Source organism: Phosphitispora sp. TUW77 (genome assembly GCF_048453025.1).
GTDB lineage: Bacteria > Bacillota > Thermincolia > Thermincolales > UBA2595 > Phosphitispora.
In genome coordinates, this window is the sequence record NZ_CP156677.1 from 144,397 (window position 1) to 157,116 (window position 12,720).

Below are 12,720 nucleotides of genomic sequence, written 5' to 3' on the forward strand. Positions count from 1 at the left end.
ATGCTGTTAGTGTCAAGTGGTTACTTGACACTCTTTTAGTGCTTTAGATACAAAATTCAAGTATGGTTATATTGCTTGGAATGGCCGGGTCTTGGCCTAAAATTTAAAGGGGAGCGAGATAATGAGTGAAAAAGAAGTAATACTTACTCTTGAAGGCCTCAAAAAACTTGAAGAGGAATTGGAACATTATAAATCTGTTAAGAGAAGAGAGGTTGCCGAGAGGATTAAGGAAGCCATCGAATTTGGTGATATAAGTGAAAACTCTGAGTATGAAGATGCAAAAAATGAACAGGCAATGATTGAAGGAAGAATTCTGACACTGGAAAAAATGCTTCGCAATGCCAAGGTAATTGATGAGGGCGATATTCATACTGATGTGGTTTCAGTTGGTTCCACAGTGGTTCTTAAAGACCTTGAAGTTGGAGACGAGATAGATTATACTATTGTTGGCTCAGCGGAAGCTGATCCGGCAAAGAACAAGATTTCCAATGAATCACCAGTTGGTAAAGCGATACTTGGTCAAAAAAATGGCAGTATTGTTGAGGTTTCAGTTCCGGCCGGGAAACTTCAGTATCAAATAATGAATATTAAAAAATAACAAAAGCAAGTCCGGAACCCTGTAGGATTCCGGACTTTTTTGGAGGTTAGAAAAATGACTCAGGAACTGGATTTAAGTGAAATGTTGCTGATTCGCCGCAGAAAATTGGACGAGCTTAGGGAAAAGGGGATTGACCCGTTTGGAGCTAAGTTTTTAGTTAGTCATAGTGCTGCAGATATTATTGAGAATTTTGATTTGCTCGAAGGTACTTCAGTTGTTTTAGCAGGCCGGATAATGGCGAAAAGAAATATGGGTAAAGCTACATTTGCCCACATTCAAGATGTTTCCGGACTGATTCAGATATATGTCAGGGTAAATGAGGTTGGTGAGGAAACTTATGACCTGTTTGTTCATTTTGACATTGGTGATATCGTTGGTTTCTCCGGAAAAGTGTTTAAAACCCGTAAAGGTGAAATTTCTGTATGGGCTGAACATATAACACTGCTTTCAAAATCATTGCGCCCGCTGCCGGAAAAATGGCATGGCTTGAAAGATGTTGAATTAAGGTACCGGCAGAGATATGTTGATTTAATTGTAAATCCTGAGGTGAAGGATGTTTTTATTACACGCAGTCGGATTATAAAGGCCATCAGGAATTATTTGGATAGCAAAGGGTTTCTGGAAGTTGAGACCCCGATGATGCATCCTATTCCGGGTGGAGCGGCTGCAAGACCATTTATTACACATCACAACACACTTGACATGGACCTTTACTTAAGAATTGCCCCCGAACTATACCTGAAAAGGCTGTTGGTTGGCGGATTAGAGAGGGTTTATGAAATTAATCGGAACTTTAGGAATGAGGGAATTTCTACAAAGCATAACCCGGAATTTACAATGCTTGAATTGTATCAGGCATATGCTGACTATAATGACATGATGGACTTGACAGAAGATTTGATTGCTACGGCAGCTAGGGAAGTTTTAGGAACATTAATAGTGGAATACGATGGCCAGCAAATAGATTTGACTCCACCGTGGCCCAGACTTACTATGATTGATGCAATAAATCAATATACGGGGCTGGATTTTACTCCGGTTGGGGATGATGTTGAGGCAGCTGTAGCTGCACGTGGACTGGGTCTGGACATAGAAAAAGGTACAAGCAGAGGGGTTATTATTAATGAGATATTTGAGGAGTTTGTGGAACCCAAATTAATTCAACCTACATTTATAATAGACTATCCAATTGAAATATCACCTTTAGCGAAAAGAAAAAAAGATGACACCAGGTATACGGACCGATTTGAGCTATTTATTTATGCTCGTGAGATGGCAAATGCGTTTTCAGAGTTAAATGACCCTATTGATCAGGAGCAGCGTTTTAGGCAGCAAGCTGAACAGAGAGCATCCGGTGATGATGAGGCACACCGGATGGATGAGAATTATATTAATGCCCTTGAGTATGGGATGCCCCCGGCAGGCGGCCTTGGTATAGGTATAGACAGGTTAATTATGTTGCTGACAAATTCGTTATCAATCCGTGATGTTCTGTTATTTCCTCAGATGAAACGACGGGATTAGACCTTCTTAGAAATATATATCTTATATATACATAGTGTTTTATTCGGATTTGCGAAAAAAGACTGCTTTCAGAAGGTTGTCTATATAAAGTTCTACAAAAAGTTGACACCGTCCTAGAATGTGCCATGCTTGACAAACTCTGTTTGTCTATGGTACAATGAAGTTCCAAAAGCGCGCATAAAGCGCTTTTGACAGTTACAGAGATTACCAGTTGACGGTTCTGGGTATTTATGTTACGATACAAATCCGCGCTTGAGAGAGTAACGGAGAGAAGAAGCCAAGAAGTTAAGAATATAAGCAATAAATTGCCAATTGACACATACGGGTCAAATATGGTAATATGAAATTCCGCGGCAGGGAAGCCGATAAAATAAGGCATGGATGCCGCTGGAAATAAGACCCAAAGAAGAAGATAGGTTATTGAGGAGCGAGTATGGCAAGGAAAAAGTTGAGGAGGAACCGGAGCGTAGCAGAGGAAATCCCCATTTTGTTACCAAAACCCCGAGGTTTTAGAAAACCTCGGCGTTCTGACAAAACGGGAAACCCCCAAACGTGAGGATTCCGACGAAACTTTTGACACCGCCAGGCGAAGCTCATCAACAACCGGTGGTCCTTGAAAACTGAACAGTGGAGAGATGGTTGTATAGAAGCCAATAGACGTTAGCCGAGAGCTAAGCAGTATTGGCAAAGCAACAACTAACTCGAATAACTCAAAGAATTAGACCTCGTCTAAGGAAAAGAGTAATTCCGAAACAACAAACAAAAGAGAGCTAAATCAAGCACTCAGCTGAAGAAGACTAGTGGCGCAAGTCACTAAAGATATTCACGGAGAGTTTGATCCTGGCTCAGGACGAACGCTGGCGGCGTGCTTAACACATGCAAGTCGAACGGGCGAAGCGGGATAGCTTGCTATCCTGCAGAGCTAGTGGCGGACGGGTGAGTAACGCGTGGGCAATCTGCCCGTAAGAGGGGGATAACACCTGGAAACGGGTGCTAATACCGCATAACATTATTTTTACGCATGTAGAGATAATCAAAGGAGCAATCTACTTACGGATGAGCCCGCGTCTGATTAGCTAGTTGGCAGGGTAACGGCCTACCAAGGCGACGATCAGTAGCCGGCCTGAGAGGGTGAACGGCCACACTGGAACTGAGACACGGTCCAGACTCCTACGGGAGGCAGCAGTGGGGAATCTTCCGCAATGGGCGAAAGCCTGACGGAGCAACGCCGCGTGAGTGAAGAAGGCCTTCGGGTTGTAAAACTCTGTCATCAGGGAAGAAACAAATGACGGTACCTGAGGAGGAAGCCACGGCTAACTACGTGCCAGCAGCCGCGGTAATACGTAGGTGGCGAGCGTTGTCCGGAATTACTGGGCGTAAAGCGCGCGTAGGCGGGAATTTAAGTCAGGAGTGTAAACTGACGGCTCAACCGTCAGCTTGCTTCTGAAACTGGATTTCTTGAGGGTATGAGAGGGAAGCGGAATTCCTAGTGTAGCGGTGAAATGCGTAGATATTAGGAGGAACACCAGTGGCGAAGGCGGCTTCCTGGCATACAACTGACGCTGAGGTGCGAAAGCGTGGGGAGCGAACGGGATTAGATACCCCGGTAGTCCACGCCGTAAACGATGGGCACTAGGTGTAGGAGGTATCGACCCCTTCTGTGCCGTAGTTAACACAATAAGTGCCCCGCCTGGGGAGTACGGCCGCAAGGCTGAAACTCAAAGGAATTGACGGGGGCCCGCACAAGCGGTGGAGTATGTGGTTTAATTCGACGCAACGCGAAGAACCTTACCAGGGCTTGACATCCCCTGACCGTTATGGAAACATAATTTTCTGCCTTCGGGCAGACAGGGAGACAGGTGGTGCATGGTTGTCGTCAGCTCGTGTCGTGAGATGTTGGGTTAAGTCCCGCAACGAGCGCAACCCCTATGTTTAGTTGCCATCAGGTAAAGCTGGGCACTCTAGAGAGACTGCCGGTGACAAACCGGAGGAAGGTGGGGATGACGTCAAATCATCATGCCCCTTATGTTCTGGGCTACACACGTACTACAATGGCCGGTACAATGGGCGGCGAAGGGGCGACCCGGAGCAAATCCCATCAAAGCCGGTCCCAGTTCGGATTGCAGTCTGCAACTCGACTGCATGAAGTCGGAATCGCTAGTAATCGCAGGTCAGCATACTGCGGTGAATACGTTCCCGGGCCTTGTACACACCGCCCGTCACACCACGAAAGTTGACAACACCCGAAGCCGGTGAGCTAACCGCAAGGAGGCAGCCGTCGAAGGTGGGGCCGATGATTGGGGTGAAGTCGTAACAAGGTAGCCGTATCGGAAGGTGCGGCTGGATCACCTCCTTTCTAAGGAGACTAACCTTCTATAAAAAGAAGGAGGTTGTTTAGAAACGAGCATGGCAAGGAAACAGTTGAGAAGGGGCCGGAGCGTACTGAATGTACGTGAGGATTCCGACGAAACTGTTGACGCAGTCAGGCGAAGTTTATTAACAACCGATACACTCCTAGGTCGATCAACCATCTCTTCGAGACTGTTCACTAGTGAACAGTCAAGCACTGTTTAGTTTTGAAGGACTATAAGTTCTTCTAAAAATCAAAAAACAGTTGAAGCATAAGCCGAAACAATAGACACTTATAAGACATCCAAACATCTGAATCAATAGTTGAACCAAATAATGATACAGGACGCGCCGGGGGTTATTAACCCGGCGTATACATAGCTGATAGGAAACCAGCTATGAAGGTTGTGGGCTTATAGCTCAGCTGGTTAGAGCGCACGCCTGATAAGCGTGAGGTCGGTGGTTCAAGTCCACCTAGGCCCACCATAAAGCATATTTATAGTGGGGGTGTAGCTCAGCTGGGAGAGCACCTGCCTTGCAAGCAGGGGGTCAGCGGTTCGATTCCGCTCATCTCCACCAAAAAATTTTATTTACTGTTCCTTGAAAACTTTATAGAGGAAGAAAGTAGTAAGAAAACCGAGCGCGCCTTTTAGAAGTGGAGAGAAATCTTGATGTCTAGAAGGAAGCAAGGAAAACGGCAAATAAAATGCGAGAGCATAATAAGAACCTCAAAAGGGTTTTTAGATGCAAGCATAGCAAGGAAGACGGATCGAACGAACCGGAGGCGTAATGTAATTTACGGTGAGGATTCGGGCGGGCCGGCTGACGAAGCTAGGCGTCGCTTTTCAATGGCCGATCAAACTACTGCCTGAGGTCAAGTTAATAAGAGCGTACGGCGGATGCCTAGGCGCCAGGAGCCGAGGAAGGACGTAGAAAGCTGCGAAAAGCTACGGTGAGCCGCAAGCAGGCAACGACCCGTAGATATCCGAATGGGGCAACCCGGCGGGAGTAATATCCCGTCACCCTATGCTGAATACATAGGCATAGAGGAGGCAACCCGGGGAACTGAAACATCTAAGTACCCGGAGGAAAAGAAAACAACAGTGATTCCGTAAGTAGCGGCGAGCGAACGCGGAAGAGCCCAAACCAGTATACTTAGGTGTACTGGGGTAGCGGGACTCTCATAAGCGAAGCAAGGCTTAATCGAAGAGGACTGGAAAGTCCCGGCACAGAAGGTAATACCCCTGTAGATGAAAAGTCAAGCTAAGCGGAGAGTATCCCAAGTACCACGGGACACGTGAAACCCCGTGGGAATCTGGGAGGACCACCTCCTAAGGCTAAATACTACCTGGCGACCGATAGTGAACAAGTACCGTGAGGGAAAGGTGAAAAGCACCCCGGGAGGGGAGTGAAAAAGAACCTGAAACCGTATGCTTACAAGCAGTCGGAGCGCTATATATGCGTGACGGCGTGCCTTTTGTAGAATGAACCGGCGAGTTACGGTAACGAGCAAGGTTAAGCACTTAAGGTGTGAAGCCGAAGGGAAACCGAGTCTTAAAAGGGCGCTAAGTTCGTTGCTGTAGACCCGAAACCGCGTGATCTACCCATGTCCAGGGTGAAGCTAAGGTAAGACTTGGTGGAGGCCCGAACCGACCGACGTTGAAAAGTCGGCGGATGAGGTGTGGGTAGGGGTGAAATGCCAATCGAACGCGGAGATAGCTGGTTCTCCCCGAAATAGCTTTAGGGCTAGCCTCAAGGGATGATTTACGGGGGTAGAGCACTGATTAGGCTAGGGGCCCTACCAGGTTACCGAACCTTATCAAACTCCGAATACCGTAAATTTACCTTGGGAGTCAGACTGCGAGTGATAAGATCCGTAGTCGAGAGGGAAACAGCCCAGACCGACAGCTAAGGTCCCGAAGTCCAGACTAAGTGGAGAAGGATGTGGGATTGCATAGACAACCAGGATGTTGGCTTAGAAGCAGCCACCATTTAAAGAGTGCGTAATAGCTCACTGGTCGAGTGGCCCTGCGCCGAAAATGTACCGGGGCTAAGTCTGGCACCGAAGCTTCGGATTAAGAAGTGTCAATAGACACATTTTAGTGGTAGGGGAGCGTTCTGTATGGGTAGAAGCTGTACCGTAAGGAGCAGTGGACTGTACAGAAGTGAGAATGCCGGTATGAGTACGCGAGAAGGCAGGTGAGAATCCTGCCCGCCGAAAACCTAAGGTTTCCTGGGGAAGGCTCGTCCGCCCAGGGTAAGCCGGGACCTAAGCCGAGGCGTATAGCGTAGGCGATGGACAATCGGTTGAGAATCCGATGCCACCACGAGCCGTATGAAGGAAGGGATGACACAGGAGGGCAGGCTAAGCCAGCGATTGGAAGAGCTGGTCCAAGCGAGTAGGGAGAGCTGTAGGCAAAACCGCAGTTCAAAATCCTGAGACGTGACGGGGAACGAAAAACAAGTAGTGAAGTAGCTGATCCCACACTGTCTAGAAAAGTCTCTAACGAGGCAAAATGGTGCCCGTACCGTAAACCGACACAGGTAGGAAGGGAGAGAATCCTAAGGCGCGCGAGAGAACCCTTGTTAAGGAACTCGGCAAAATGACCCCGTAACTTCGGGAGAAGGGGTACCCCATTAACGTGAAATGAACACTCATGGAGCGTGAAGGGGTCGCAGAGGAGAGGCCCAAGCGACTGTTTACCAAAAACACAGGTGCCTGCAAAGTGGAAACACGACGTATAGGTGCTGACGCCTGCCCGGTGCTGGAAGGTTAAGAGGAGAGGTTAGCGCAAGCGAAGCTTTGAATCGAAGCCCCAGTAAACGGCGGCCGTAACTATAACGGTCCTAAGGTAGCGAAATTCCTTGTCGGGTAAGTTCCGACCCGCACGAAAGGCGTAACGATTTGGGCGCTGTCTCAACAAGGGGCTCGGCGAAATTGTAATGCCGGTGAAGATGCCGGCTACCCGCGACAGGACAGAAAGACCCCGTGGAGCTTTACTGCAGCCTGACATTGGATTTTGGTACGTCATGTACAGGATAGGTGGGAGACTAGGATACATGGACGCTAGTCTGTGAGGAGTCGATGGTGGGATACCACCCTTGAAGTATTGAAGTTCTAACCCACGTCCGTAATCCGGATGGGGGACATTGTCAGGTGGGCAGTTTGACTGGGGCGGTCGCCTCCCAAAGAGTAACGGAGGCGCCCAAAGGTTCCCTCAGACTGGATGGAAATCAGTCGAAGAGTGTAAAGGCAGAAGGGAGCTTGACTGCGAGACCGACGGGTCGAGCAGGGACGAAAGTCGGGCTTAGTGATCCGGTGGTTCCGAGTGGAAGGGCCATCGCTCAACGGATAAAAGCTACCCCGGGGATAACAGGCTTATCTCCCCCAAGAGTCCACATCGACGGGGAGGTTTGGCACCTCGATGTCGGCTTATCGCATCCTGGGGCTGAAGTAGGTCCCAAGGGTTGGGCTGTTCGCCCATTAAAGCGGTACATGAGCTGGGTTCAGAACGTCGTGAGACAGTTCGGTCCCTATCCGTCGCGGGCGCAGGAAATTTGAGAGGATCTGTCCCTAGTACGAGAGGACCGGGATGGACGCACCACTGGTGCACCAGTTGTCGCGCCAGCGGCACAGCTGGGTAGCTATGTGCGGATTAGATAACCGCTGAAAGCATCTAAGCGGGAAACTAACCTCAAGATAAGATTTCCCATGGAGTTAATCCAGTAAGACCCGTGGAAGATTACCACGTTGATAGGCCAGGTGTGTAAGTGCAGCAATGTATTGAGCTAACTGGTACTAATAGGTCGAGGACTTGACCTGAAGCAGTAGTGAACAATTCTTACGAAACAATCCTCTATAAAGTTTTGAGGGAACAATTTAAAACTGACCTCAGATTTCTAAATAGTTTATTTAAGAAATACTTGAGTAAACTGTTTAGAAACGAGCATGGCAAGGAAGATATCCTGACCGACGACGGAGGCGTACTGGTGGTACGTCGGACCATCAGCGCGACCCCAGCTTCAGACTTGCGCCGGTGCCGGAGGCACCAAGTGCCACTCCAGATAGTCTCTTATTGAACGAAGTGAAATTAGAGATATCTGGACAGGTAGACCGCAGGGTCCTGGGAGAGTAGGACGTTGCCGGATTTAATATGATAAACCACTTGTGAGAACAAGTGGTTTATCTATAGTTTGAGATAGTGGCATTCAATTACAGTAGCAGTAGCAATCTGGTCGGGAACGGTAAGATCACATTGCTTGTTTATAAAACGATCTCCAAGCCGTATGCCACCTCTGTTACTAAAGCCACATAATTTTTAAACACACTGTAGAGTTAGCTGTAGTAGAGTTAGGCGTTAGGCTTTACATTCCAGTACTCTGAATAGCTTTATTGGTTTTACGATACATGATATAAGATGGTACACCCAACAATACTGCAAAAATTGCATAAGTAATCAAGGCCATGGTAAATTCTTCTGGTTTGGCCAGATGTGGGATTGAAAAGATTGTTATTATCAACATGGTAAAATCATTAAGGTACTTAGTCCTTCCTTGAATGACAAAGGTTATTAAAAGTATAAGCAGTACTAACCATATGATTTGTCCATTAAGTCCCATGTAAAGGCTTAAAAATGGCATTGCATAAACTATGAGTACTCCGACTAACCCACCAATAAAGGTTGTTAGAAAACTGCTGAACTGAAAATGTTTTACAGATGCAAAATACCATACGTATGCGAAACCTAGCCATACTGTCAAAATATTTAGCACCATTAGGCCTCCATACAACCCGGCGCATAATGCAATCAATACAATAGTTATGATAAGTGGTTTTATAAAGCTCATTAACGATCCGGTACCCTCATTAGAGTTTTGATTTGCCATTTTAACACTCCCATTATAAGTTATTAAATTACAAGCAATAATTCGGTCCCGCTAAAAAGAAATCAGGGAAACATACGTTGAAGGAGCACATTATCACCTCCTTATAAACTAGGCAATATATTACAATGCAAATATCATGCCAAAAGTGAAAAAACCTAAAGTTTGTTCACCATTGTTTTGCCTAGAAAGCAGGTTTAGCCCTAATGTTAAATACCCTGTTTGAATACCATTTTAAAATAATTCTGGTTCGATATGAGTGTTGTATTATTGTATGATTTTATAAGGTTGTGTATGACCATGTATGAAAGTGTGCGGCTATGTATGAAAGCGTATGATTGTGTTCGATTTCATATGTGCTTTGTACTTGTAGATGCAATATTTCCAGAAGTGTTTGTTTACAATTTACTACCGGTTATGTTTAACCGGTGTTTTGGATAGGGTTTTGAATCTCAGTGGAAATAGAATCCTCAGTATTGATTCTAATGCAATACTTTTTTAGTTTGCTGTAGAGAGTACTCCGGGCAATCCTTAAGTCCTTGGCAGTACGGGTAAGGTTGCCCTCATTGCGTTTTATGGCTTCAATTATGATCGCCTTACCGGGGTCCTTCCAATGTCTGGTAATGACGACTTCGTCGTCCGGCAACTGTTGAGGCAATGGCACTGTGCTGGTATGTTGAGTACAAGAGCTAAATTTAATTTCCTCCGGCAGGCAGTCCACGGTTAATGTCTCTCCTGTTGCTACATGGATTGCCCTTTCGAGAACATTTTCCAGTTCCCTGATATTACCAGGCCAGTTGTACCTTTGCAAGATGTCTATAGCCTCCGGGTGAATCACATTCGTCTGCTGACCTAGCCGATGGTTGATTTTTTCAATAAAAAAGCGGGTCAGTGCCAGAATATCATCTGGGCGGTTTCTCAAAGGTATCATGTTAATAGTTAAAACATTGAGGCGGTAATATAGGTCCTTTCTAAAACCTCCCTTTATTACCTCTTGGTGCAGGTCTTTACTGGTGGCAGCGATTACTCTTACGTCAACCGGGATAACCTGAGTGCTGCCGAGCCTGGTTACAACCTTTTCCTGTAATACGCGCAGGAGGTGGGCCTGGAGCTCAATAGGCATTTCACCTATTTCATCTAGGAATATGGTGCCTCCCTCGGCGAGTTCAAATTTACCCGGATTGCCCCCGCGTTTGGCGCCGGTGAAAGCACCATCACTATAACCAAACATCTCACTCCCGACCAGTTCACGCGGAATAGCGCCACAGTTGATGGCAATAAAAGGCCCTTTGGTCCTATCACTGGCGTTGTGGATTGCTTGGGCAAAAATTTCCTTACCGGTGCCGCTCTCGCCAAGCAAAAGGACATTAGAGGAGCTGTCGGCCGCACACCTAGCCAGCTTGATGGTTTTTAGGTAAGAGGCATTCCGGCCAATCAGGTCATCAAAGACAAACCTAGCTTTGGCCCCTACCATCTGATGGACCAGATGTTTTACAGCCTTGATTTCTCTGATAATAGCTACCAGGCCTACTATTTTTTTATCGGGGTTGCGAATAGGTCGGCAGGTAATAGTGCAGTGGGTTTTACCTTTTCCTATCTCTGCTTGGCATTGCACATCATTAACTATGTCACCTGATTGCAGGGACCGGGAAATAGGGTCATGGTAACCCATAAGTTCATTTATTGAAGAGTATAACACGGCTTCGGCATTGACTTTCAACATGGTGGCAGCAGTAGCATTAATTTTGGTAATGCGGCCTTTTTCATCAATTGCAATAAGGCCCTCTGAAATAGAATCCACTATTGCATTCTGATAATGGCTATCAACCTGCATTTTCTCATTAATGACCTTGAGGTCTTCCAGGACTTTGTTTATCTTAAGCTGGCCCTCAATGGCATTAACGGCTGCGACCACCATGCCCAGGGTATGGGAATGAACATTTTCAAAACTCCCGGCTATGCTAAGTATTCCGATCATTTCTTGAGAATGGCCGTAAATCGGCCCTGCTGAAGCTGTCCATGGGTGGTTGACCTTTTTGTAGTGTTCACTGGCAAAAACCTGAATGGAGTGGCCAAGCTCAAGTGCCAGAGCTACGGCACTAGTCCCGACATTTTCTTCACTATGAACACATCCCATAAATCTGTGCCCTGACAGCAAGCAATTTGCCTTCTGATCAACAAGGGTCTCTATAACTACCCCATCTTGGTCGCAGAGTGATACGAAGAAACCTGACCCTTCTACAAATGAGAAAAGGTTTTTCATTATGGGGAAGGAAATATCGAGCAGTTCCCGTTTTGCCTCGCGGCGCACTTCCAATTCAGCCTTACTAAGGAATTTCAAAACATCACCAGTTGGGTCTACATTTAAAGCACGGCAGCGGCGCCAGGAATCTGCAATCTCCTTGCGCACACAGTTTTCGTTGACTATCCCTTTGTCAACAAAAGCTGTCCAGGCGTTTAAAAGTTGTTCCTTCCTATCATGCATAAACACTTTATCCACTTCCTTCCGGATTTTTTGAGCCTTGTTAATTAAATTTTTGTATTTGTGTTGTGTTATGTCACTTTTATTGTACTATAGATAAAGTTATGATTCCAGATTCTTCGAACAGTACTATTCTTCTTTTATATAGGACATAAAAATATCCCGCTCACCCAGATGTTTGGGGGAAACGGGGATTCAGAGAATGTGCTTTACTTAAAACAAGCGAATTGATGCAAATCTTAATTATCATCAGTAAACCTGAGCTTCAGACTTGAGATGGCGCTGAAATGTTAAAAAGCTTCAACTAAAATAAGAGTATTAGTCTTGAAGTAAATTAATTGAAACAGTCATGTCTGGCTCACCTTTAGCGGTGGGTGAAACCACTGCAGTATTATTATTTAAATTGAGGCTTTTAATCCAAATATTTTTACCATTATAGGTTACATCGATGATTTCAGGTGATCTAATTATTTCAGAAGCACGTTTATAATCCAAAAACAACCCCTCCTTTTTAAAAAGTTATCTGTTTTATTAATATATTCTTGCCTTTGTGTGCAATATAATATACATAACTAGATACATATATAGAATGATATAATACTGGGATATGAGTTAATAGCCGACAATAGCATTAACTATAAGAATATACACTTATTTGCAATAGAAAATACGATAAAAACGCAATTTATTTACTAGATTATAGTTGACCGTTCTAGGTATTTATGTTACGATATAAATCCGCGCTTGAGAGAGCAACGGAGAGAAGAAGCTAAGAAGTTAAGAATATAAGCATAAATTGCCAATTGACACATACGGGTCAAATATGGTAATATGAAATTCCGCGGCAGGGAAGCCGATAAAATAAGGCATGGATGCTGCTGGA

5 protein-coding genes, 2 tRNA genes and 2 rRNA genes are annotated in these 12,720 nt (G+C 45.7%); 6 read left to right on the plus strand and 3 right to left on the minus strand.

Annotated elements, in window-relative coordinates; genetic code table 11:
* Positions 1-121 precede the first annotated feature (121 nt).
* The 6 genes from greA to ABFY19_RS00760 all read left to right on the plus strand — a co-directional run bounded on the left by greA (position 122) and on the right by ABFY19_RS00760 (position 8,294).
* Complete coding sequence (gene greA, locus ABFY19_RS00735; protein WP_418791374.1) at positions 122-598, plus strand: transcription elongation factor GreA; 477 nt, start codon at positions 122-124, stop codon at positions 596-598.
* A gap of 54 nt (positions 599-652) precedes the next feature.
* Positions 653-2,122 carry a lysine--tRNA ligase gene (gene lysS / locus ABFY19_RS00740; protein ID WP_418791375.1) on the plus strand — a complete coding sequence of 490 codons (1,470 nt, stop codon included), beginning with the start codon at positions 653-655 and terminating at the stop codon, positions 2,120-2,122.
* A gap of 822 nt (positions 2,123-2,944) precedes the next feature.
* Positions 2,945-4,478, plus strand: a 16S ribosomal RNA gene (locus tag ABFY19_RS00745).
* 402 nt (positions 4,479-4,880) lie between these two features.
* A tRNA-Ile gene (locus tag ABFY19_RS00750) sits at positions 4,881-4,957 on the plus strand.
* A 17-nt stretch (positions 4,958-4,974) separates the two neighbouring features.
* Positions 4,975-5,050, plus strand: a tRNA-Ala gene (locus ABFY19_RS00755).
* Positions 5,051-5,343: 293 nt separating this feature from the next.
* Positions 5,344-8,294 (plus strand): 23S ribosomal RNA (locus ABFY19_RS00760).
* The 16S and 23S rRNA genes sit together here with 2 tRNA genes alongside, the layout of an rRNA operon.
* Before the next feature lie 542 nt (positions 8,295-8,836).
* On the opposite strand, the gene ABFY19_RS00765 is transcribed toward ABFY19_RS00760, so the two are convergent.
* The 3 genes from ABFY19_RS00765 to ABFY19_RS00775 form a co-directional block, all read right to left on the minus strand.
* Positions 8,837-9,358, minus strand: coding sequence for a hypothetical protein (locus ABFY19_RS00765; RefSeq protein WP_418791376.1), 522 nt, complete (start codon positions 9,356-9,358; stop codon positions 8,837-8,839).
* A gap of 418 nt (positions 9,359-9,776) precedes the next feature.
* Complete coding sequence (locus tag ABFY19_RS00770) at positions 9,777-11,840, minus strand: sigma-54-dependent Fis family transcriptional regulator (RefSeq protein ID WP_418791377.1); 2,064 nt, start codon at positions 11,838-11,840, stop codon at positions 9,777-9,779.
* Between the two features lie 315 nt (positions 11,841-12,155).
* The gene (locus tag ABFY19_RS00775) at positions 12,156-12,332 is read right to left on the minus strand and encodes an H-type small acid-soluble spore protein (protein WP_418791378.1); all 177 of its coding nucleotides are present in this window, start codon (positions 12,330-12,332) and stop codon (positions 12,156-12,158) included.
* Between the last annotated feature and the right edge of the window lie 388 nt (positions 12,333-12,720).

Coding starts and splice junctions, on each gene's coding strand:
- greA (WP_418791374.1), top strand. CDS start 122: ATGAGTGAAAAAGAAGTAATACTTACTCTTGAAGGCCTCAAAAAACTT.
- lysS (WP_418791375.1), top strand. CDS start 653: ATGACTCAGGAACTGGATTTAAGTGAAATGTTGCTGATTCGCCGCAGA.
- ABFY19_RS00770 (WP_418791377.1), bottom strand. CDS start 11,840: ATGCATGATAGGAAGGAACAACTTTTAAACGCCTGGACAGCTTTTGTT.
- ABFY19_RS00765 (WP_418791376.1), bottom strand. CDS start 9,358: ATGGCAAATCAAAACTCTAATGAGGGTACCGGATCGTTAATGAGCTTT.